Origin of the sequence: Brachybacterium sp. 107 (assembly GCF_052379725.1) — a bacterium.
Taxonomy (GTDB): Bacteria; Actinomycetota; Actinomycetes; order Actinomycetales; family Dermabacteraceae; genus Brachybacterium.
This window is the reverse complement of the sequence record NZ_JBQSYW010000032.1, coordinates 1-22,669: the sequence shown is the minus strand read 5'-3', so window position 1 is coordinate 22,669 and position 22,669 is coordinate 1. Positions and strand designations below refer to the sequence as shown.

Annotated in this window: 18 protein-coding genes, 1 pseudogene and 1 other annotated feature; of the genes and pseudogenes, 12 read left to right on the top strand and 7 right to left on the bottom strand. The window is 64.8% G+C overall.

Features of this window, described 5'->3' with window-relative positions; genetic code table 11:
• Positions 1-76 precede the first annotated feature (76 nt).
• Both ACT3UL_RS18745 and ACT3UL_RS18740 read right to left on the bottom strand, forming a co-directional pair.
• Positions 77-1,549 (bottom strand): annotated as a pseudogene (locus ACT3UL_RS18745) (amidohydrolase); the annotation flags it as partial.
• Between the two features lie 30 nt (positions 1,550-1,579).
• The gene (locus ACT3UL_RS18740; RefSeq protein ID WP_444579923.1) at positions 1,580-1,705 is read right to left on the bottom strand and encodes a hypothetical protein; all 126 of its coding nucleotides are present in this window, start codon (positions 1,703-1,705) and stop codon (positions 1,580-1,582) included.
• Positions 1,706-1,959: 254 nt separating this feature from the next.
• Between ACT3UL_RS18740 and ACT3UL_RS18735 the strand changes: the two genes are divergently transcribed.
• The 8 genes from ACT3UL_RS18735 to ACT3UL_RS18700 all read left to right on the top strand — a co-directional run bounded on the left by ACT3UL_RS18735 (position 1,960) and on the right by ACT3UL_RS18700 (position 14,086).
• Positions 1,960-2,916, top strand: coding sequence for an ABC transporter permease (locus ACT3UL_RS18735; protein ID WP_444579921.1), 957 nt, complete (start codon positions 1,960-1,962; stop codon positions 2,914-2,916).
• 5 nt (positions 2,917-2,921) lie between these two features.
• Complete coding sequence (locus ACT3UL_RS18730; protein WP_444579919.1) at positions 2,922-4,004, top strand: taurine ABC transporter substrate-binding protein; 1,083 nt, start codon at positions 2,922-2,924, stop codon at positions 4,002-4,004.
• Positions 4,001-4,852, top strand: coding sequence for an ABC transporter ATP-binding protein (locus ACT3UL_RS18725; protein ID WP_444579917.1), 852 nt, complete (start codon positions 4,001-4,003; stop codon positions 4,850-4,852). The genes ACT3UL_RS18730 and ACT3UL_RS18725 overlap by 4 nt, the downstream gene beginning before the upstream one ends.
• Before the next feature lie 295 nt (positions 4,853-5,147).
• Positions 5,148-6,842 carry a glycosyltransferase gene (locus ACT3UL_RS18720; protein WP_444579915.1) on the top strand — a complete coding sequence of 565 codons (1,695 nt, stop codon included), beginning with the start codon at positions 5,148-5,150 and terminating at the stop codon, positions 6,840-6,842.
• Positions 6,832-7,725: an ABC transporter permease gene (locus tag ACT3UL_RS18715; protein ID WP_444579913.1), complete on the top strand. Its 894-nt coding sequence runs from the start codon at positions 6,832-6,834 to the stop codon at positions 7,723-7,725. Before ACT3UL_RS18720 ends, ACT3UL_RS18715 begins: the two co-directional genes overlap by 11 nt.
• Positions 7,709-8,761 (top strand): ABC transporter ATP-binding protein, encoded by a 1,053-nt coding sequence (locus tag ACT3UL_RS18710; protein ID WP_444579911.1) that lies wholly within the window; start codon positions 7,709-7,711, stop codon positions 8,759-8,761. The genes ACT3UL_RS18715 and ACT3UL_RS18710 overlap by 17 nt, the downstream gene beginning before the upstream one ends.
• Before the next feature lie 44 nt (positions 8,762-8,805).
• Positions 8,806-9,978 carry a non-hydrolyzing UDP-N-acetylglucosamine 2-epimerase gene (gene wecB / locus ACT3UL_RS18705; protein WP_444579909.1) on the top strand — a complete coding sequence of 391 codons (1,173 nt, stop codon included), beginning with the start codon at positions 8,806-8,808 and terminating at the stop codon, positions 9,976-9,978.
• A 43-nt stretch (positions 9,979-10,021) separates the two neighbouring features.
• On the top strand, positions 10,022-14,086 hold the full coding sequence (locus ACT3UL_RS18700; protein ID WP_444579907.1) for a glycosyltransferase: 4,065 nt from the start codon (positions 10,022-10,024) through the stop codon (positions 14,084-14,086).
• Positions 14,087-14,538: 452 nt separating this feature from the next.
• On the opposite strand, the gene istB is transcribed toward ACT3UL_RS18700, so the two are convergent.
• From istB to ACT3UL_RS18675, 5 genes are all read right to left on the bottom strand, one after another.
• Positions 14,539-15,351 carry an IS21-like element helper ATPase IstB gene (gene istB / locus ACT3UL_RS18695; RefSeq protein ID WP_444579905.1) on the bottom strand — a complete coding sequence of 271 codons (813 nt, stop codon included), beginning with the start codon at positions 15,349-15,351 and terminating at the stop codon, positions 14,539-14,541.
• Complete coding sequence (locus ACT3UL_RS18690; RefSeq protein ID WP_444579904.1) at positions 15,348-15,773, bottom strand: Mu transposase domain-containing protein; 426 nt, start codon at positions 15,771-15,773, stop codon at positions 15,348-15,350. The genes istB and ACT3UL_RS18690 overlap by 4 nt, the downstream gene beginning before the upstream one ends.
• Entirely contained in the window at positions 15,752-16,654 is a 903-nt protein-coding gene (locus ACT3UL_RS18685) for a hypothetical protein (protein WP_444579902.1), read from the bottom strand. Before ACT3UL_RS18685 ends, ACT3UL_RS18690 begins: the two co-directional genes overlap by 22 nt.
• A gap of 155 nt (positions 16,655-16,809) precedes the next feature.
• On the bottom strand, positions 16,810-17,481 hold the full coding sequence (locus ACT3UL_RS18680; protein ID WP_444579900.1) for a transposase: 672 nt from the start codon (positions 17,479-17,481) through the stop codon (positions 16,810-16,812).
• A 33-nt stretch (positions 17,482-17,514) separates the two neighbouring features.
• On the bottom strand, positions 17,515-17,682 hold the full coding sequence (locus ACT3UL_RS18675; protein ID WP_444579899.1) for a hypothetical protein: 168 nt from the start codon (positions 17,680-17,682) through the stop codon (positions 17,515-17,517).
• 791 nt (positions 17,683-18,473) lie between these two features.
• On the opposite strand from ACT3UL_RS18675, the gene ACT3UL_RS18670 reads away from it, so the two are divergent.
• The 4 genes from ACT3UL_RS18670 to ACT3UL_RS18655 form a co-directional block, all read left to right on the top strand.
• Positions 18,474-19,976 carry a hypothetical protein gene (locus ACT3UL_RS18670; protein ID WP_444579897.1) on the top strand — a complete coding sequence of 501 codons (1,503 nt, stop codon included), beginning with the start codon at positions 18,474-18,476 and terminating at the stop codon, positions 19,974-19,976.
• Positions 19,977-20,113: 137 nt separating this feature from the next.
• Positions 20,114-21,178 carry an ATP-grasp domain-containing protein gene (locus ACT3UL_RS18665; protein WP_444579924.1) on the top strand — a complete coding sequence of 355 codons (1,065 nt, stop codon included), beginning with the start codon at positions 20,114-20,116 and terminating at the stop codon, positions 21,176-21,178.
• A gap of 542 nt (positions 21,179-21,720) precedes the next feature.
• Positions 21,721-22,041 (top strand): transposase, encoded by a 321-nt coding sequence (locus tag ACT3UL_RS18660; protein ID WP_444579896.1) that lies wholly within the window; start codon positions 21,721-21,723, stop codon positions 22,039-22,041.
• Positions 22,002-22,130, top strand: a sequence feature (AL1L pseudoknot). (Overlaps the previous gene by 40 nt.)
• The coding region (locus ACT3UL_RS18655) for an IS3 family transposase (protein WP_444579895.1) at positions 22,038-22,669 on the top strand (632 nt) is incomplete at its 3' end. Its footprint overlaps the feature before it by 93 nt. The genes ACT3UL_RS18660 and ACT3UL_RS18655, both read left to right, overlap by 4 nt.

Sequence of the window (22,669 nt, the reverse complement as noted above, 5' to 3'; positions counted from 1 at the left end):
CACAGCACTCCGCACAAAGCACACCGCCGCCGCGCAGCGCCGCTGGACGGTCGGGAGGGGACGAGGCGGCGCGGCCTCACGCCTCGAAGACGACCTCCCCGTCCTTGATCGTGGTGACCACCTCGAGGTCTCGCAGGTCCTGCGGGACGGTGGTCAGAGGGTTCGCCGAGAGGATCACGAGGTCGGCGCGCATGCCCTCGCGGATCAGGCCCTTGGTGTCCTCTTCGCCGTACTGGTAGGCGGCGTCGGTGGTGACGGCACGCAGCGCCTCCCAGGTGGAGATGCGCTGCTCGAGGCCCACGGGCCGGCCGGCGCGGCTGATGCGGTTCACGGCCGCCCAGATCGTCAGCAGCATGTCCGGGGGCGTGACGGGGGAGTCCTGGTGCAGGGTGATGCGCACGCCGCGGTCCAGAGCGGAGCGCCCGGGGGAGACCCGGCGCCCGCGCTCGGGCCCGACGTTGCGCAGGTGCACGTCGCCCCAGAACCAGGTGTGCACGGAGAAGATCGACGCGATCATGCCCAGCGGCGCCATCCTCTCCAGCTGGTCGTCGCGCACGGTCTGGGCATGGATCATCACCGGCCGGGCCCCGAGCAGGGCGGGCACCTCGGCGCCGACGCGCTCGACCGTGGCGACCCACAGCTCGGCCGCGGCGTCGCCGTTGCAGTGCACGATCAGCTGGCGGCCCTGGGCGGCGACCTCGCGCACGTACGTCTCGACCTGCTCGGGGGAGTGGATCGGGTACGCGCAGCCGGGGCACTCGTCCCCGGGAATCGCCGCATACGGCTCGCTCATCCAGGCCGAGCGTGCCTGCGGCGAGCCGTCGAGGATCATCTTGTACCCGCCCAGGCGCAGCCCGCCCACGTACTCGCCCGCGAAGTCCGGATGCGTGTCGTAGGCGACGGTGCCCGTCTGCACGACGGGATAGCAGACCAGGTCCAGGCCGATCCCGCCGGCCTGGGCGACGCCCACGAGGCTCGCGATCCCGGTGGGGTCCGCGGCGCCCTCCTGCGCGGTCGTGATGCCATGGCGCAGGTAGTCCTGAACCGCGAGCGAGACCGCTGCGGAGGGGTCGGCCGCGCCGCCGGGCAGCAGCCCGCCGCTGCGGTTTGGGTCGAGGGCTGCGGCGAAGGCGGCCATCGCAGGGTGCTCCTCGACGTAGCCGTCGGGGGTGCCGTCCGCAGTGCGGCCGAAGCGCCCGCCCTCGGGATCCGGGGTCTCGGCGGTGAGGCCCGCCCCGTCCACGAGCACCGAGTTCCCGACGGCCACGTGCAGGCTGCGGTGCAGGGCGAACACGGGCAGCTCGGTGGTGACGGCATCGAGGTCGAACCGGGTGGGGTGGCGGCCCTCGGCCAGCAGGTTCGGGTCGTACTTCGCGCCGATCAGCGGGGAGCGGTCGTCGGGCTCGCGCTGGGCGAGGCGCTCGCGGAAGGCGGCGACGATCTCGTCGATGCTGGTCGCGTGCTCGAGGTCGACGACGGCTGCCAGCGCGCCGTGCTGCAGCAGGTGCCCGTGGGAGTCGATGAACGAGGGCATCAGGGCGCGGCCGTCGAGGTCGACCTCGGTGGCCTCGGGTCCGAGCTAGGCACGGGCGTCGTCCAGGGCGCCGACGACGGCGATCCGTCCGTCACGGACGATCACCGCCTCCGGGGCGTCGTCCTGATCGACCATCGTCAGGATGGGGCCGGAATGGTAGAGCGTCTCCACGGTGAGCAGTCCTTCGATGCGGTGAGGCGGTCTCGTCGATCGTGTCACGCGGCCGACGGGGCGGGTCGTGCTCCGGACCGGATCTGCGGCGCGACAGCGAACAGTCCGGTAACGATCAGCTCCGAGGGCTGGTCAGATGGCTGAGGGTCGGGTTCGATCGAGGGGCTGACTGGGCGGAACGCCCGTCACGCCTGCCCTCGCGGGGTAGTGTCCACCCAGCGAATCGACGACACGGGACGGAGCTCAAGCAGCTCATGAGTGACAGCGCCAGCGCGGCAGCGGCCGCCCGATCCTCCGCGGATCCTGGGTCCGCCGGGGGCTCCGATCCAGCAGAAGGCCCCGATCCCGCCGAGGACAGCGAGCATTCGACCCGGGTCGCCAAGGCGGCTCGGCGTGGCCGATCCCGCCGGCTGCGCCGCAACCGGCTCCTCCAGGCCAGCGTGCTGGTGGTGGTCCTGGCCCTGTGGTGGCTGATCACCGCGCTCAAGCTGGTGGACCCGCTGTACCTGCCCAGCCCTCAGGCCGTCTTCGGGGCGTTCGTCGACGCGAACCGGTGTATCGAGGTCGATGAGGCCACGGGGCGCACCGTCTGCGGGGTGCAGAACTACTACCTCTGGGAGCACCTGCTCGCCTCCCTGCAGCGCATCGGCGTGGGCGTCTCCCTGGCGGCCGTGGCCGGCATCGCGCTGGGCGGGCTGATGAGCATGTGGGAGCCCGCGAACACGGCATTCGCCCCGTACCTGAACTTCCTGCGTGCCCTGCCCCCGCTGGGCTACATCGGCCTGATCATCGTGTGGGTGGGCATCGGCGACCTCTCGAAGTTCCTGCTCCTGTTCCTCGCCGCCTTCCCCCCGATCGTCATCGCCACGATCGACGGCGTGCGCGGGGTGCGCGAGGACTACGTCTCCGCCGCCCGCAGCATGGGCGCGGGATCTCCGCAGATCGCCCGCTTCGTGGTGCTGCCCGCGGCCACCGCCTCGATCCTCTCCGGGGTGCGCCTCGCGATCGGCTTCGCCTGGACCACCGTGGTCGCCGCCGAGCTCAACAACGGCATCCCCGGCATCGGCGGTCTCGCCTACATCTCCGGCACCCAGCTGAAGACCCCTCTCACCATCGCCTGCATCATCGTCATCGGGCTCGTGGCCGTCGCCCTGGATGGCTGCATCCGGTGGATCGGCGACCGCCTGGTGCCCTGGCACGGAAAGGTCTGAGACCTATGAATCCCCTTCCCACCAGGCGTCGCGGCACGGCGCTGCGCCTCACGGCGGCCGCGCTCGGTCTCACGCTGGCGCTGAGCGGCTGTGTGTCCTCCGGCCGCACCAGCCACCCGGACAACTTCGCCGGCGACATCGCCTGCCCCGTCGACCCGGACCCGTCGATCACCACCACCGCTCGCGTGGGGTGGCAGGCGATCCCCAACGGGGACCTCGTGGTCAAGGACCTGGAGCTGCTCGAGGCGTGCATGCCCGAGGCGAACATCTCCTGGATCAAGATGAACTCCGGCGGTGACGCCATCCAGGCCTTCGGGTCCGAGTCGCTGGACATCTCCCAGGTGGGCTCGAGCCCCGCCGTGAAGTCCGCGTCCCCGCCGTTGTCCAAGGATGTCAAGGTGATCTGGATCAGCGATGTCATCGGTGACGCCGAATCCCTCATCGTGAAGGACCCGGCAGTCGAGAAGCTCTCCGACCTGACAGGCAAGACGATTGCGGTGCCCTTCGGCTCCACCGCGCACTACTCCCTGCTCACCGCTCTCGGTGAGGAAGGCCTGACCGGGAAGGTGCGCGTCATCAACCTCGCCACCGACGCGATCCTCGCCGCCTGGCAGCGCGACGAGATCGACGCGGCCTGGGTGTGGGAGCCCACGCTCACCCAGCTGGTGGAGAGCGGTCACCCGATCCTCTCGAGCAAGGACAGCGCGGGCCTGGGCGCACCGACCTACGACCTGGTCGCCGGCACCGCCTCGTTCCTCGAGGAGAACCCCGACTTCCTGCGGATGTGGACCCTCGTGCAGGCCGAGGGCACCCGGCTGCTGACCGAGGAGCCCGACAAGGCCGCGGTCTCCATCAGCGTGCAGCTCGGCGTGCCGGTCGAGGACGCGCAGAAGCTGCTGGACGGATACCTCTACCCCACGCTGCAGGAGCAGGCAGGACCGGAGTACTTCGGAGGTGACGGCCTGGCCGAGGCGTTCCGCGGCACTGCCGAGTTCCTCGAGCAGCAGCGCGAGATCGACGCGCTCGCCGACAGCTCGGTGTATGCAGAGATGCCCTACGGCGACGCGATCGAGGAGGCGGCGAAGTGAGCGAGCAGCAGACGGGGACCGGCACGGCGGAGTCCGGCACGACAGGAACAGGCACGACAGGAACAGGCACGACGGGGGCAGCCCCGATCGTCACTCTCGACGGGGTCTCCCAGCGCTATGTCACCGACTCCGGGGACGTGGTCCATGCGCTCGCCGAGACGGATCTGCAGATCCCCGAGGGGCAGTTCGTGTGCGTGGTGGGGCCGTCCGGCTGCGGGAAGACCACGCTGCTGAAGATCATCGCCGGCTTCCTCGACCCCACCGGGGGCACCGCCCGCTACCGGGGAGAGCAGATCGGTGGCCCCGGCGCCGAGCGCGGCGTCGTGTTCCAGCAGCCCAACCTCTACCCGTGGTTCACGGTGCGCGACAACGTGGCCCTGGGGATGCGGATGCGCAAGGTGGGGAAGAAGGAGCGCACGCAGAAGGCGCAGGAGTACCTCGAGCTGGTGGGACTTCCGGACTTCGGCGACGCGAAACCCTATGAGCTCTCCGGCGGTATGCAGCAGCGTGCCCAGATCGCCCGCGTGCTCGCCAACGAGACCGACGTGATCCTCATGGACGAGCCCTTCGGCGCGCTCGACGCGATCACCCGCTCCCGGCTCCAGGGCGATCTGCTCACCCTCCAGCGCGAGCAGCACCGCACGGTCTTCTTCATCACCCACGACGTGGACGAGGCCGTGTTCCTGGGCGACCGGGTGCTCGTGATGAGCGCCCGGCCCGGCCGCGTGGTGCTCGACCAGGACGTCACCCTCTCCGCCGGTGCGGGCCGCGTGCTCGGCGAGGAAATGCGCAGAATGCCCGAGTTCATCGAACTGCGCGAGCGCATCGCGGGGGCGATAGAGCATTGAGGAATCACCGGTCAGTACCGCGAAGCAACGTGGTCTTTCGCATGTCCATGCTGTGCGACCTGCGTGAATGGCACGCCCCAGAATCGGCGCGGCCCATTCACTGGGTATTCTCAGGCACGTGAACATTCCTGCTGCGCATAGCGAGCTGAGGGCGACATCCATCGTGTCGTCCGCGCGGCGAACCCTGCGGAACGGCAGGCTTCTCGCGACCGCAGCTCTGCAGCATCTGGTCGACGATCCGGCGTTGCTCGCGATCCAGGTGAGCAGGCGGCTCCCCTTCGGCCCCAGGATGGCGGTGGGCCGAACGCTGGAGCAGATCGGTGCGGCGGTGCCAGCAATCGGGGCGCTGGGCTCCGTGATGACCGGGCGGGACGCGCACGCCGAGCAGGCCGTGGAACGAGCGGATGCTCGCTCCGGGCACCTGATGCCCCGCCTGGCCGGCGAGGTGGCGATCCTCCTGGACCGGGTGGACCTGATTTCTCCCTCCGCCCCTGCGGCAACGCGTGCCCGCGCCGCCTGGTCCCGCGGTGGGATGAGCGACGCGCTGAACATCCTGGAAGACGCCGGACAGCGCGACTCCCGGTACGCGCGGCGACTTCGCAGCGAGCTGCAGCTCCTCCAGCCAGACTTCCGATTGCCGGTCCCGGCACACGTGCATGTCTCTGCGACGGCCGAACGCCACGACGACGAGCCGCTGCGTGTGCTGCACCTCCTGACCAATTCTCTGCCCCATACCCAATCCGGGTACTCGCTGCGCAGCCACCGCATTCTGACCGCTCTGCGCGACCAGGGCATCGAATCGATCGCTCTGACCCGTACCGGATACCCGGTGATGGTGGGCATCCCCACTGCTCACGACGAAGACATCGTCGACGGCATCCGCTACGTGCGCACCCTGCCCGCCCGCCTTCCGCAGACCCAGCAGGAGCGACTCGAGGCCGAGGTAGCCCGGGCCGTGGAGCTGGTCGAGGAGTTCCGGCCGCACGTCCTCCACGCGACCACGAACTATCACAACGCGCTGGTGGCGCAAGCGGTCTCCGACGCGACCGGCCTGCCATGGGTGTTCGAGGTGCGCGGGCTCATGGAGAAGACCTGGGTCGCGTCGCACACCAGCGACGAAGGGCGCGTAGCCGCCACGGCCTCCGAGAAGCACCGCCTCATCGCCGCGAAGGAAGGCGAGCAGGCGCGCGATGCGGACGCCGTCGTCACCTTGTCGACGACGATGGCCGACGAGCTGGTCTCGCGCGGGGTGAACCGCGAGAAGATCACCCTGGTCCCCAATGGGGTCGACGGGTCCCTCTTTGAGGGCCATGTCAGCACGGCCCGGGCCCGGGAGATCGTTCAGTTGGAGGAGGTAGCGGGCTTCGGGGCCGACGCGTTCCTCGTGGGCGCCGTGAGCGCGCTCGTCGAGTACGAGGGCTTCGATGTGCTGCTCCGCGCGGTCGCGCATCTCGTGCAGGATCAGCGCACGCCCGATGACCTGCGCCGACGGCTCGGTGTGGTCCTTGCGGGGGATGGCGTCTCCCGTCCGGGCCTCGTCGATCTCGCCGGTGAGCTGGGAATCGGCGACCGAGTGCACCTGCCGGGAAGGGTCCCACGAGACGAGGCGCGTCGTTGGGTCGAGGCACTGGACGTAGTCGTCGTCCCCCGGCGGGACGTGGCCGTAGCCCGGTCCGTCACTCCGCAGAAGCCGATCGAGGCGCTGGCGCTGCGACGACCTTTGATCTTGTCTGACCTTCCTGCCTTGCGTGAGGTGGTCCCGAACGCGGGGCCGGATACTGTCGCGCAGTGCGTGTCAGCCGGGGACCCGCTCGCCCTCGCAGCGGCCATCGTGGCTTCGAGCGAGAGATGGACCGGCACCGATCCGTCTGAGACGGCGTCTTTATTCGTTGTCGGAGGCCGCTCCTGGCCGGAACAGGTGGGACGATACGCCGTGGTGTACTCACGAGTGACGAGCGGAGCAGAGGAGGGCGGTCCCGATGGCATCTGACGTGAAGACCCCCCAGCAGATCGTCGAAGCCCTCGACGCCCGCGGATACCAGGCGGATGGTCTTACCCCGGTTGGTGTGCGACCCCGCCTCGGTGAGTACCTGGCCCAGCTGTGGGATCGCCGGCACTTTATCTGGATGGACGCTCGCCACCGAGTGGCAACCCAGAACAGTCGCAACCGCTTGGGTAGCGCGTGGCTGATCCTGAAGCCGATGCTCGACGCCGCGATGTACTTCGTGATCTTCGGACTCGTCCTGAAAATCACGCGCGGGATGGAGAACTACCCGGGTTTCATCATCATCGGGGTGCTGATGTTCCGTTCCACGATGCGGGCGATCAGTCAGGGGCCGGGCCAGCTACTCTCCGGCAAGGCGATGATCAGGGCTTTCAGCTTCCCGCGGGCCGCGTTGCCGATCTCTGCGGAGATCCGCGAGTCCCTGCAGATGGTGTACACCGTGGCGATCATGATCGTGATGATCATGGTGGTGCCGAACCACGAGCAGCCGGAGCTGACCTGGCTCCTGGTGCCAGTGATCTTCGTCTTCCAATTCTTCCTGAACCTCGGGATCTCGCTGTTCATGGCGAGGGTCGGCTTCTTCTTCCCGGATACGACGCAGTTCATGACGTTCGTAGCACGCTTCCTGATGTACGGATCGGGCGTGATCTTCCCGATCGAACGCTTCCTCACCAACCCGATCGCCTCGGCCCTCATCAGTGTGAACCCGATCTACCACATGCTGGTCCTGTACCGCGCAGTGCTCATGGACGGCACAGTCCCCGCAGCGGAGCACTGGATGATCCTCGGCGCCTGGTCGGTGGGGCTCACCGTGTTCGGGTTCATCTTTTTCTGGCGAGGTGAGGCCACCTATGGCAACGAGCAGTGACGTGACGCAGGGCGAGCAGAACAATGGCGGCGGACCGGCGGATGAGCGCTGGCACGCCCCGGAGTCCTCTCCGGTGACGGTGGTCGCACACGAGGTGCGGATGAGGTACCGGGCCCTGCGGACCGACAGAACCCCTCGTACCGGCCTGCTCGGGAAGGTCACGCGCAAGCAGATGGTCAACGTGGCGGCTCTGCGCGGAGTGTCCTTCACAGCCCGCTCTGGGGAGTTCGTGGGGATCATCGGGCGCAACGGCTCCGGCAAGTCGACACTGCTGCGTGCCCTCGCAGGGTTGGAGGCGCCGAGCTCCGGCACGGTGCTTACTTCCGCCCGCCCGGTCCTGCTGGGGGTCAGTGCGGCGCTCATCCCCGAGCTCACCGGCGCGCAGAACGTGAAGCTCGGCGCACTGGCCATGGGGCTCACCCCGGCCCGCGCGGAAGAGATCTTCGAGCAGGTCGTGGAGCTCTCGGCGCTGGGAGAGGCGATTGACCTCCCCATGAAGACCTACTCGTCCGGGATGGGATCGCGCCTGAAGTTCGCGATCTCCCTGGCGGCGGACCCCTCGATCCTGATGATCGACGAGGCGCTGGCTACCGGGGACGCGACATTCGCTGAGCGGTCCAAGAACGCGATGGACAAGCTGCTGGCGAATGCTGGCACCGTGTTCCTGGTGAACCATGCCGCGCAGACCATCGAGAACATGTGCTCCCGCGCCATCTGGATGGAGCGGGGGCGGATGGTGCTGGACGGGGACGCCGCGGAGGTGGCCCGCAAGTACCGCTGGTTCGCGCATAATCTGGCACAGGGCGATGAGGACAAGGCGGCGGGCCTGCTCCGCGATGCCGTGCTGGAGGGTGACGCCCAGCGACGCGCCGAGCAGCTGTTCCCTGCAGTGGACGCTGAACCCACGACGGGGAAACGCACTCGACACGTCGCCTCGGAGTTCGAGCCCGATCCCTTCACGAAGGCCTACGACCGGAACACCCCGTCCCTGAAGAAGCCTTTCCCCTCGACGATCTTCCCTCACAACGACAACTGAATCATCCCGATCCTCGAAGCACCCCGATCCCCAAGGAGAATATTGTGACTCTTCGAATCATGACCATCTATGGCACGCGTCCCGAGGCGATCAAGGTCGCTCCGATCATCAAGGCTATCGAGGCCGACGCCGACCTCGAGAACGTGCTCGTCGTCACCGGGCAGCACCGAGAGATGCTGGACCAGGTCAACACGATGTTCGAGATCGTTCCCGACCATGACCTGAACATCATGGCCGCAGGGCAGAGCCTCAACGGAATCGTGGCGAAGGTGATCAGCGGGGTCGACGGGATCCTCGAGAACGAGGCGCCCGATGCCGTGATCGTTCAGGGCGATACGTCGACCGTCATGGGGGCGGCCGTCGCGTCGTTCAACCGTCAGATCCCCGTTCTGCACCTCGAGGCGGGCCTGCGCTCGGGGGACATCAACTCCCCGTTCCCCGAGGAGGCGAACCGCAAGCTCACCAGTCAGATCGCAGCGCTGCACCTCGCACCGACCTCGACCAGCAAGGCGAACCTGACGCGCGAGGACGTCAGCGAGAACGACATCGTCGTCACCGGCAACAGCGTGATCGACACCCTGTTGCACGCCACCTCGACGCTCGACGTGCGTTTCGATGATGAGCGGCTGGAAGAGCTGCAGCGGAGCCTGGGCAACAAGGGGCAGGAGCGCGTCCTGCTGGTCACCGCGCACCGCCGCGAGAACCTCGGCTCCGCCATGGAGGATATCGGCGGCGCCGTGGCAGATCTCGCGCGGAAGTATCCGGACCTGACGATCGTGTTCCCGATCCACAAAAACCCGAAGGTCCGTGCCTCGATCAAGCCGGCCGTCGAGGGGCTCGACAACGTGCTCCTCATCGAGCCGCTGCCGTACGCCCAGTTCACGCGGGCACTGAGCCTCGCGAGCATCGTCATGACCGATTCCGGCGGCGTCCAGGAGGAGGCCCCGAGCCTCGGCAAGCCCGTGCTGGTCATGCGAGAGAACACCGAGCGGCCTGAAGCTGTCGTCTCGGGAACGGTGAAGCTGATCGGCACCCATCGCCAGCGTCTTGTCGACGAGGTCTCCCTCCTGATGGATTCGCACGAGGCCTACGAAGCCATGGCGAATGCTGTGAACCCCTACGGTGATGGCCAAGCAGCAGCCCGCACCGTGGCCGCGATCAAGTGGAAGTTCCTGGGTGGCGAGCGCCCGACGGACTTCGGAACCCCTTCCGTCTGAGCGCGCCGCAGCCTCAGCATCTGGCAGGACGAGCAGGAACGAGATGACGACCATGCGTGACCGACTTCGAACAGCGATCCTGGCGGCTGGGGTGGGGTGGGCGGTCTTCGTGATCGTCCTGGCCATCGCGACGGCGATGGGATCCTGGATCCTGGCGATAGTCGCTGGCGCCCTCGGACTTGCCCTCGTTTTCGCCACGTGCTTCGCGGCGATGCGTCTCACCGCACGGTTGACCGGGACCACAGATCGCCTGGCGACCCGGGCGAAGAACGTCGAGAGGCGTGCCGACGATGTCGAGCATCGTGTCGGCGTTGTTGAACAACAGACGGAGTCTCTCGACCAGGGAGTGACCGCATTCGGCGCCCGCGTAGGCGACGTGGGGGTGCAGTCCGCCGACCACGATCGCCGGATCGCCAACACCGTTTCGTCGGTGGTGGGACTCGACTCCGGCCTTGCGGTGACCACTCGAGCGCTCAGCGAGCTCGACGAGCGCGGCTCCCGCCACGTTGCGTCGCAAAGGGAACTCGTGGAGAGCCTTGACGCCCGTTTCCTAGCCGTTGACGAGGAAATCGCGTCATTGCACCGTGCGGTGAGTGCCGCTCGCAACGCGCAGAAGAAGTCCACGGAGCGTCTCGAAGCGGTCCGGAAGGACTTGCGGGTGCTGCGCAGCCGTGTTCCGAGCGGCTTCCTCGGTCCGCTCGAAGAAGAGGTATCCACTCTGCGGGCTGGTTCACGGGAGCAGGCGCGCACCTCCTTCGAGTCGGCGATCCAACTCGGGCGCGACCCTCGTTCCTTCCTCTCCTTGGAGAGCGCGCGGAAGCTCTTTGCGGACTACTACTCCCGGGGTGATTACCTGCGGGTACGTCCCCTGCTCGATAGCTTCGACCTGCTTGCGGAGCAAAACCTCACCACCTCCCGGGCGATCTACCGGTACTTCCGTGCTGCTGGGTACTGGGGGCTCGCCACACAGGCAGTTTCACAGGTCCGTAGGAAGTCCGGCCGCGAGAACGACGCCAAAGCGGTGGCGAAGATCGAGCATGAGATCTCGCTGTTCTCCCAGCCCCTGCTCGTGAAGCCCGAGCTGCCGGATGGGGATGCCTACGACCCCTCCGGCCCGATTCTGCACATGGTCGGGCGCGTGCTGCCCGAGACGCAGACCGGGTACACATTGCGGACCCAGTACTCGGCCCTCGCCCAGATCCGGAAGGGCCTGCCGGTCGCGATCGTCGGCCAGTCGGGAATCACCGAGCGCGATGTCGAGCAGACCGAGCACTACGTGCACGGAGGAGTCGACTACTACCTGCTGCCGGGCGCCGCCCGGACACAGCTGCTACTGGACGAGTGGCTCGCCGAGAATATCCGTGGCCTGGCCCAGCTCGTGCTCGAGGTCCGCCCCAGCGTCCTGCATGCGCAGTCGGACTTCTTCAATGCGCTCATCGTCCACGCCGTGGGCACGAAGTACTCGATCCCCACTGTGTACGAGTCGCGGGGCTTCTGGGAGGAGTCCTGGCTCTCGCGCACCATCGATGCGAACGGATGGGGGAACGACGCCGACATTGTCTTCTCGATGTACGGGCTGCCTGATGCGTACACCCTGCGGAAGCGTGCCGAAGAGATCGCCCGGCAGCTCCCCGACCATGTGTTCACCCTCGCCGAGGTCATGCGGGATCACATCATCGATTCCGCGCACGGTCAGATCTCGGGGGACTCCGTCTCGATCGTGCCCAATGCCGTCGAGGCCGCGAACTTCCCTGTCCAGGAGAGTGACCGCGCCCTCGCCGAGGGGATCGGCCTGCCGGAGGATGCCCTCGTAGTCGGTTACATTTCGTCGATTGTCGAGTACGAAGGCATCGACACCCTGATCGACGGCTACCGCCTCGCAGCGGCCACCTCGGATCGTCAGCTGTGCCTGCTTCTTGTCGGCGACGGGGCCTACCTGCCCACTCTGCGTGAGCGCGTCAAGTCTGCGGAGATCGAGAACGTCTTCTTCACGGGGCGCGTGCCCCACGAGGACGTGCTGCGGTACTACGGACTGATCGACCTGTTCGTGGTGCCTCGGAAGGCCTCTGCGGTTGCAGATCTCGTCTCTCCGCTGAAGCCGTTCGAGGCGTTCTCGACCGGGCGCACCGTGATCTTGTCCGATGTGGGCGCCCTGCAGGAGATCGCCCGGCAATCCGGCGCCGTCGAGACGTTCCGGGCCGGGGACAGCACCGATCTCTCCCGGAAGCTCCTCGAGCTCCTCCAGGATCCCGAGCGACGCCAGGAGCTCGGCCAGATCGCCTCCCGCTGGGTCCGCAATTACCGGACCTGGGACAGCAACGTCAGCGAGTACTACCGCGTCTACAAGAAGCTGGGTTACAGCGGCCCATCTTCGCTGAATCTCGAGTCCGAGGTCCGCCTCCGCGAGCGCGGCGTGAACGCGGGCGACCTCCTGGATGCGTTCGACCAGCTCCCCGAGCCCCCGCTGACCGGTTGGTTCTCCCTCGTGGAGATGGAGCAGAGCGCACAGGACATCGTTTCGACTGGCTGGGTCTACGAGGAGTTCGAACCGGTGCGTGTCACGGAGCACCCGGACTGGGCCGCCGTCGGCGAAGCCAATCGCACATGGGGCTTCAACCTGCATTCGTGGCCGTTCATGGTGCCGCTGCTACAGGAGCACACACGGACCGGGGACCGCTACTGGCTGGAGACCAGCCTGGACATCGCCCTGGACTGGATCAGGACGCACCTCGATCCCGATGCGCCCGAGGATCCGATGGCCTGGTACGACATGGCTCTCGCCCTGCGGGCTCCCATGCTCTTGAACCTGCTGATCCGCACCGCACGCCACGAGGATCTGCACCCGCAGGCAGCCGTGCTCATCGACGCGATCCTGCGGCATATGGACGAGCTTCACGAGGACCGTGCGTTCAACCCGAACAACAACCACGGGTTCTACACCGCGGCCTCCCAGCTGCACCTGGCCAAGCATGGCTCGCCCCTGCCGGGCGCTGGCGCTCTGCACGACGACGGCGCGGCGCGGCTGCGCACGATGGCGGATCGCCAGTTTGCGCCGGACGGCGCGCATCTCGAGCATTCGCCGGACTACCATCGGATGCTGCTTGATTCTTTCGAACAGGTTGTGCTGGACGGCCTCGTCGAGGACGAGGACATCTGCGAACGGATCGGGCGCGCCGCCGAGGTGCTCGGCTGGATGGTGCAGCCTGACGGCTATCTCGTGCAGTTCGGGGACACCCCTGCGACATACATGACGGTCGACGGCGCGACTTCCATCGATCCGTATACGCAGTTCATCCTGAGCGATGGGCGCCGGGGCGAGGCCCCGGGCAAGGAGCTCGCCGTGTACCGCGATGGCGGATATGCCTTCGTGCGCTCCCCTGCACCGCAGGGCCCGGGGGAGCTCGCCGCGAGCGGCTATCTCGCCTTCAGCGCCGCCTTCCACTCCCGTGCGCACAAGCATGCCGATGACCTCAACATCGTCTGGTACGACCGTGGCACCGAGATTCTCGTGGACTCGGGCCGCTACGGCTACGGCGACCTCCTCCCCGCGGATTCACCCCTCCGCAAGAAGGGGTTCTACTACGGATCACCGGAGCGTCAGTATGTGGAGGGCACCCGTGCCCACAACACTGTCGAGATGGATGGGGAGGATCAGGACCGCCGGAATCGCACGCCCTACGGCAGCGGCATTGCCGATGCTGTCAAAACAGGCGACGTGTTCGACCTGTCCGCTCGAGTTCACCACGCCGATTACATCCATCGCCGGCGTGTCGTCTACACGCCGGGTAGAGAACTGTTGGTGAAGGACGTGATCTACTCGCAGTTGCCGGACAACCGCAGCGCCGTAGTCTGGTACAACATCGATGGTTCGTTCGAACTAGTCGAGCGTAAAGAGTCGCTGGTGTTCGAACGTCGGGTAGACGGCAAACTGGTGCGCCTGGAGTTGTCGGGACCAGGCACCCTTGTCGATCCGGTCCGGGGCGGGAGAGACCCTCTTCGCGGGTGGCGCTCCCGCCGGGATCGTTCCTTGGAGCCGGTGTGGTCAGTGGGATTCTCTGTTTCCGTGGATACCCGGGCCGCAGTGGACACGCTGTTCCGGCTCACGTGAGCGCGTTTCGCCTACTAAGGACTCTGTGAACGAGAAGTCACAAGACTGAGAGCTCCGATCGGCTCGGTGGCTTGAGGATTGCTCAGCGCGGGCGAGGCCCCGGCGTCGAGCAGCTGCTCGCTGCACTACGGATTGCGCCGCTGCCCTGCCTCACCGATGCTTCTATGTTGTGTCAAGCCGCTGAGGCGGTGTCCGGGGAGGGGTGGGCAATTGCGAGCGATCGGAAGATCTGGCGGCTGATGTAGCGCTTGAGGCAGCGTCGGATCTCTCTGGATGTTTTGCCCTCGCTGTGGCGCCGCTCGATGTCGGCGCGGGTGGCAGGATCGGTGCGCATCCTGGTGAGCACGATGGTGTTCAGCGCGCGGTTCAGCCGTCGGTCCCCGCCGCGGTGATGGCGCTCATCGGTTTTCCCCAGAGTTGCTCGGTGAAGTTCCCCGGGTCGCGGGGTTAGGTTAGCCGAGGTTTGTGCCGGTGGTGGCGCGGCGGATTTCTTCGGCGGCGGTGGCGTGGTGGCGGAGCCTGTAAGACGCTCCGTCGAGGGTGACGACGACGGAGCGGTGGAGGAGTCGGTCGAGCATCGCGGCAGCGACGGTGGTGTCGCCGAGGATCTCGCCCCAGGCACCGACGGGCCTGTTCGTGGTGATCACGATCGAGGTCTTCAGGTAGCGCTGGTTGATGACTTGGAATAGGGCCGAGGCTGCTTCGGCGGGCAGCGGCAGATAGCCGAGCTCGTCGATGATCAGCAGGGTGGGGCCGGCGAAGAACCGCATCATCGTGGACCAATTGCCCTCGATTGCGGCGCGGTGGCAGCGGGCGGCGAGGTCGGCGGCGGAGGTGAAGTAGACCCGGTAGCCAGCATTGACCGCGGCGTGGCCGAGGCCGGTGGCGATGTGAGTCTTGCCCACTCCGGGCGGGCCGATGAGGAGCACGTTCGTCGCGTTCTCCAGGAACCGGCAGGTCCCCAGCTCGTTCAACAGGTTGGGGTCGATGCCGGAGGCGGCGTCGTGGTCAAAGTTCTCCAAACTAGCGCCGGTGGGGAGGTTCGCGAAGCGGAACCGGCCCGCAAGGCGACGCTTCTCGGTGGCGCTCACCTCGATGGCCAGCAGCCGTTCGAGGGCGTGGGTGAGGGTCCATTCCTCGGCAGAGGCTTGGTCCAGGATGGCGGGCAGGGCTTCGGCGGCGTCGGCGAGCTTCAGCTCGTCCAGGTGGCCCTTGAGCTGCTGATAGACGCTCGCAGGGGTCGGGGCGGGTGAGGTGGTGGTCATGTCAGGGTGTTCCTGTTCTTCGCGGCCTGCTCATAGGCGGCCAGGTTGATCACGGTGGCAGTCGGGGCGGGCAGCCCGGTCAAGACCTTCGCGGCAGCCAACGCCGCGGTCCCGGGCGGGATGCGTTCCTTGCGGCGGTGGGGCCGTCCCGGCGGGGCAGAGGCCAGCGCGATGGTCTCCAGCGCGGTGACGTGCTGGTCAGTGCGCTGGGTGATGCCCAGGCCCGGTTCTGCCAGGCGGTGACGAGCGACTGCAGCGCCGGAGGTGGTGGTGATCTCGATATGGTCCCCGCCGAGGTGCTGGTGAACATTCACCGTGGCCATGGCGAGTTCGGGCGGGACGGAGTAGCGGTTGCCGCGCCAGTGGATCAGGGCCTGTCGCGAGACGGTCCGCGGCTCGGTCACCACCACCGGGAACGCCATCGGCGGCAGGGCCCGGAGCCGCTCCGCAGCCCGCATCGCCGCGGCTGTCGTGGTTCCGGTCGGGCTCTCGCGGCGACGCCCGTCCTGCGGGCCGCGAAGCTCTCGAGCGAGGCCTGGGCCTGCTCCGCGGTGATCTCGTCGGGCAGGGTCCGCCACCAGCGTTGGCCGGCAGTGTGGTTGTTCTTCTCGACCACGCCCTTGCGGTTTCCCGAGCGGGGCCGACAGGCGACGGCCTGGACCCCGTGATGCTTCGCGAACGCGGAGAACATTGCGGTCAGGTCGCCGGTGGCGGGGTCCAACACGGTCCGCATCCGATCGAACCGCCATACCCGTGTCAACCCGCCCAGCAGGCCCAGGACGGTCGTCATCGCGGCCAGCAGATGGGGCAGGTCCATCGACGGCGCGATAGCCGCCCGCCAAACCCCGGAGTGCGCGAGCGACCCCAACAGCAGGAACGCTCTCTTGGTCGGGTAGCCCCAGTGCTCAGGCGCGTCGGGCAGCTCGAGCCAGTCGAACTGGGTCTCCTCCCCGGGCGGGTGCTCGATCACCGCGTTGGGGCGCTTGGTGACGTGGGCGCAGGCCTGGCAGGCCGGACGCAGCGACCGGTCACGAATATGCCTGGTCAGAGACTGGTAGGAGCCCTCGAACCCCAGCGGGTGCAGCTCGTCCAGCAGAGTCACGGCCCAGAGATGAGGATCCTCGATCAGCCTGGCCGTGACGTAGTCAGTGAAGGACTGGAACGTGTCTGGGGCGGCGGGTTTGCGGACTCCGGGGACGCGGTCCCCGCGGAGGTAGGAACGGATGGTCTTGCGGTCGTGGCCGGTGCGTCGGGCGATCTCGCTGATCGTGATTCCCTGCCGGTGTAGAGCGTGGATATCCACGCTGCTCCTCTCTGAGAGCATGAGCGTTGGGCCTCCCTGGAAGGCTGGTGTGTGGTCAGAGACCACCAGCATCCAGGGAGGCCCGCCTCATGCGACGGAGCGACCCAGACTGGGGAATTTCGGTGAGCAGAAGTGGGGAATTTCAGGGAGCGTCATCAGCGGTTGAGGCGATGCCTCGTGGTGTTGCCCGAGGACGCCGGGATCGGACAGATTCCTCCGATCATGGCGAATGCGGCCTCGTTGCGTATTCGGCCGGGGTGCGACCAGACCGTCAAGATCACGGCTGCGGTGACCGCGCCGACTCCTGGCAAGTCCAGCAACTCGGGAGCCGTGGTCTCCACGATGCGAGTGATCTGTTCACGGTTCTCGGCGAGGTCGCTCTCGAGCATCGTGATCCGCTTCGCGAGGCGTGTCGCTTCGGCGCGGGCGGTTGCTGCGCCCAGTGTTTCTTTGCGGCGACGCCAGCTCACGATCATCGCGATCTGCGTTCCGGTCATGGCCCGGCGGGCGTCAATGCCGAGGTCGTGGGTCCGCACGAGGGCGGTGAGCGCGTTGATGCACCGCAATCGGTCTGCGTTCTGCTGGTCACGGGCGCCGGTGAGGACCTGGAGCGCCGACTGCAGGTCTCCGGCGCGACGATCTCGCAACGTCGTCAACGGCATGACGGGACTCGATCGGGCGGCGAGTATCGCGTCGAGGGCGTCAGTCTTGCTTCGGGCTCGTGCACGTCGCGGGGTCGGTGCCTCGACGACTCGGTACCCCGCTTGCTGCAGCACGTCGCTGAGAACTGCTCCGTAGGAGCCAGTTCCTTCCGCGGCGATCAGCACACCGTCGAGGTTTCCCTCGGTTCGGCGCGAGATTCACTCTCGTGCTCGTCGCAGGCCTGCAGGGCTGGTCGGGAAGACGTTCTGATCGATGAGGCCGCCGTTCGGGGCCTCGATGATCGCGTAGGAGTGGGTTGCGGCTTGGGTGTCGACTCCGACGACGTATCGGTAGATGTCCCCTGCGGTGGCGGGCAGACTGTTCATGACGATGTTCCTCTCGAATCGCTGGGATGGGACGTCGTTGCCGGCGTCGGCCCAGGATGAGAGTCACTACGAGGCGGGCCTGTGATGAGCCACGCCGCCGGAATCGTGATTCCGGCGGTGGACATGCTTCTGATCAAGCCATCGTGGTGGGCCAGGGCTGGCGCCGGCACCCGGTACCCGGTACCCGCCGGACAGATTCCGGGAATGACACCCCGTAGGGGTCAGCCGATTCACGAGTCACGACGGGCGCCGGGCTACCAGCACCAACCCTGCCAGCCAGCCCCGGGCCGGCCACCACGAACACTTACAGGCGATTCACAGAGTCACACGTACCGGCGACGAGGCCCTTCCATCACCAACGTCACCTACCAGTACACCAGTCCCCCGGTGGTTTAGTTCAGGTTCGGGTTCTGCAGTTCAGCGGAGGCTTTGTCGATGACCTCTGCAGCACCGAGGTTCGAGGCGGTGCGGGCGAAGGGCATGGGACCTGCATTCGAGCGGATCTGGCGTGGCGATTGAGTCCCGATATCGATGGTGGTAGCATTCGCACTGAAGCTGACCTTCCTGGTTCGAAAATTTTATGGCATAGGAACAACCATTTTACCTAGCCAGAAAGCCAATTTTCCTTTCTGCGAGGTCTTGTTATTCCATCACCGTTAAAAACCCGGGCTAAGCCAACGAGACTTAGCCCATCTTGAACTTGATGCAGTTCGATCAACGGAAAGTGAGCAGTCTTGATTATATCGTCCGCGGACCCCCTTGAAGGGCCGCTATTTGAGGGCTACGCGTGGATGGGAACCGATCTCGTGGTTGGAGAGCTCGGAGCTCAGGAGTTCTTTGAGGAGCGCTCCACTTCTATCCCGCATGGGGAGGACGGTTGTTACGTATCGGCCTATCCAACGCATGGCGGATGGACGGTAGGAACAGACTACCGAGGACTTTCGAAGCTGTTCCTTTACCGATCGGACGGAGTGTGGGCAATTGGTTCAAGCTGGTACAAGCTCGTCAAGTATGTACGCAGCGCTGGCTGGCCGCTCACGTTAACTGAAGACACCGTAGCGGCGTACCTCAACAAAGGTAAAGCCGAATTAAGTGCGTTCGACGCGCACTTTCATCAAATAAGATTGATCCCTTCGATAGCACACCTAGAGATCCGTGATTTCAAGCCAGAAATCCGTTACCGCAAGATTCTCGAGGTTAAGGAATATTCCAATGCCCTCTCTGAGTTTGTGAACTTATGGCGATCGAGACTTTACACCATACTTCAGGCTAATGATGGATTTATTCAATTCGATTTGAGCGGCGGTATAGATTCAAGGACGGTTATTGCGTTTGCATTGTCTAGAGACTCGTCATTGGCTCGTGCTGAAAGAACTCGGGTTGTATCCTCTCGTGCACCTTGGGCAGTTGACGATCTGCGAGTAGCCGAAGAAATTGCGGGCTACTACGGTTTTGAAATTAATAGAGCTCAGGCGAAAACTGCCGCTATACATAACGAGTATGAGGCGATACGGGGATGGAAAGAAGATTGTCTTGGAGTATATAATCCTGTATATTTGTATGGAACGAGACCAGCTCCAAACGTAGTCCACGCACATGGCGCTGGTGGTGGTAATTTCCGGCCCACCTACAGGAGTATTGATGGGGTTGCAAGAAGGGCGCAGCCCTACCTTTCAAAAGATAGCTTTGAGCAGTGGCGCGCAAAACTGGTCGACAGTGTCGATTTGCTACTAGGGCATCAACCGGGCATATCGCCAGAACTGTTGCATTATCGAGAGTTTCGGAACCGCTTTCACTTCGGGCATAGACCACATCGCAGTTTAGTATTCATGCCTCTAGAGTCGAAATTGACCGACTCGCTAACCGACCGAAATGATCAACGGAACAGTAGGCAACTCTACTTCGACGTTATGGAATCGCTATGCCCGGGCTTGATGTACATGAAATTTGATCTACCTGACAAAAGCCCGACCGAGGAGAACATTGCGAGTTTAACCGAGGTTAGCCTGACCGAGCCTAGGGTGGGTGCAGTGTTTTGGGATTCGCGTGACACGCTCGAGCCACAGGGAACGCGTGCTGATGCATTCACGAGATGGGTCGAAGGGGCCGAAACACTGCTTTCCACTAAGCTAATAGCTGACTTCATGCCGTTGGAGACGATGGAAGCGGCCAAGGGAACCATAGCCGCCTGGAGAGGGTCGGCTACAAGGCCGAAAAGCGATTCGCCTGGGATGCAAGGGCTGGCTAACGCGTACGCCATTGATTTTCTGATGAATGGCGGTAGCGAAGTGTAGCCCTTGGTCGGCGATTGGGGGGAGGGGTATGAGCGCCCCAGAAGCACGCCAACCGAATTTGCGCTACGCTTCATTTTTCACTTATAGGTTTTGCGATAGTGTCATAGTGTTACACATTAGAGGAGTGCGCTTTGTCAGTGAATTTCGAGCATGAGAAGAACTTTATTAAGAAGGAGATCATTGATACGCATTTTAAGTACGCTCCACTTCCTGTGACGAAGCCCATTCACCTGAGTTACCTCGAGTATTTTGAAAATTTGGGCTGGACGAAAGAACCTGTTCCCGATCGGCCGAAGCACTTTCGTCTTTTTGATCCAAGCGGCCACGAAGTGGTGACTCTAAAAGGCCTTTCCGCTACTCGCCACCCGGCTACCACAACCAGGATTTGTCGATTTAAACACTTTACGAAAAAGATGCTAGATCTCGCGGGAGTCGCAAATCCCGCCGGGACTGAATTCTTGCCGACCGAGAAAGCGATCGGCGCGGAATATTTTGCGAAGCTGCCCAAGCCTGCAGTGGTAAAACCTACGAACGCGGCTTCCTCTGACGGAGTTACTGTCGGGGTGGTCTCGGAGAAGCAGTTTGCAGCTGCCTGGGACGGAGCAGTAGAAGCGGGAAACGAACTTACGCGCGTTTTGGTTGAGCAATTTGTTGAAGGTCTGGAAGTGCGTGCTTTCGTAGTTGACAAGCGTGTTGTCGCGGCGGTAGTGCGCCTACCCCCGTTCATCGTGGGTGACGGGAAAAGCAGCATCAGCCAACTTGTCGAGCTCGATCAAAAGGCTCGCGATGTCAATCGTAAAATAAGGTCGAAATTCGCCGTCGATTGGTCTGCGATTGAAGGCGCTGGCTATAATTTTGCCTCAATCCCGGGTGAAGGCGACATAGTGATCGTCGGATACTTTAAGACGACGGCGCTTGGCGGACTGTTTTTTGATGTGACTGACAGACTTCACGATAAAATCGAAGACATTGCGGTGCGCGCCACAAGCGCAATACCTCACCTTGAAATAGCTGGAATAGATTTGCTTACCAATGATGTCGACAATCCGCAGACTGTTGATGTGATTGAGGTAAATACCACCCCGGCAACAGATCTACATCGCTATCCAACATATGGAGTGGCTCGACCCGTCGAAAAGTATGTCGCGGATTTCTATGACGCCGAATACCGCGAGCGCCTGAAAGAGGCTCTTCGCAGATGAGCCTCGAACTTTAATGGGGCCGGTGATAAGGTCTGGTCGGCGTCGTTGCCGGTGTTGATGGAGTGATTCTGGCATTAAGGTGTGACGGTCCGCCGCGTGTCGTCGAGGGGACGGCAACGTTTGGGAGCCAGCGCCGCGTGGTCGACGCGCAGCTGCGGCACCAGATCATGGAGCGGGGATCCCACAGCACCCCCGAGCCGCCTTTGCGATATAGGTAGAGTTTCCGGAGACCTCTCGCGTCAGTGCCGGCTACGTGGCTCTTCGCGGTTGGTGGTGAAGGAGAGCGTCGCGTCGCTGGCGTAGAACGGCCCGTGGTCCTGCTGTGATGGGTGTTGTCTAGACAGCCACATTCCAGAGGACCACGAGCCTGTGCACGAGAATACTGGTTCGCAGCGAGATGCTGCGAGCACGATCTTCAACCTGCCCGACTACCACGTCATCGACGCGATCGACCTGCCCGACGGAGGCCGTCGAGTGGTGATCGCCTTGATTCGCCCCGGGGATGATGGAGGGACTGTAGCCACGGAAAGGACTTCTCCCTCATGGCCGCACCACGCAAGTACCCGGACGAGCTCCGCGAGCGAGCGACCCGGATGGTCCTGGACCTCCTCGAGGAAGATCCCGGCAACCAGCGAGGAGTGCTCCGCCGGGTCGGGGACCAGCTCGGCGTGAACCCCGAGACGCTGCGCGGCTGGGTCCGTCAGGCCCAGACCGATGCCGGCACCCGCCCGGGCACCACCACGGCAGACAGTGAGCGGATCACCGAGCTGGAGAAGGAAGTGCGCGAGCTGCGACGCGCGAACGCGATTTTGAAGTCCGCGTCGGCTTTCTTCGCGGCGGAGCTCGACCGCCCCTCGAGGTGACCTGCTCGTTCATCGACGAGCACAAGGATGAGTTCGGAGTCGAGCCGATCTGCAAGACCCTGCGCGAGGCAGGCACCCAGATCGCTCCGAGCACCTACTACGCCCGCCAACAGCGTGAGCCCTCCGCCAGGGCACGCCGCGACGAGACCCTCAAGGAGGAGATCGCTCAGGTCCACCACGACAACCTCCGTATCTTCGGTGCCAGGAAGATGCACATCGTGCTCAACCGCGAGGACGACCGACTCGGGCGCGGGCACGTCGCGCGCTGCACGATCGAGCGGCTCATGCGCGACCTCGGTCTCCACGGGATCCGACGGAAGAAGGCACCGAACACGACGAGATCCGCTCCACGTGAGCAGTGCCCGTCAGATCTGGTGGACCGGCATTTCAGCGCGTTCGCGCCGAACCAGCTGTGGGTCTCGGACATCACCTACGTCCACACATTCGCCGGCTGGGTCTACGTCGCGTTCGTGACGGACGTATTCAACCGCGAGATCGTGGGCTGGCAAGTGTCTCGCTCGCTGCACACCGACCTCGCTCTCGATGCCCTGAACATGGCAATCTACCTGCGCAAACGAGACGGAAACATCTCAGTGGTCTCATCCATCACTCCGACCGCGGAGTCCAG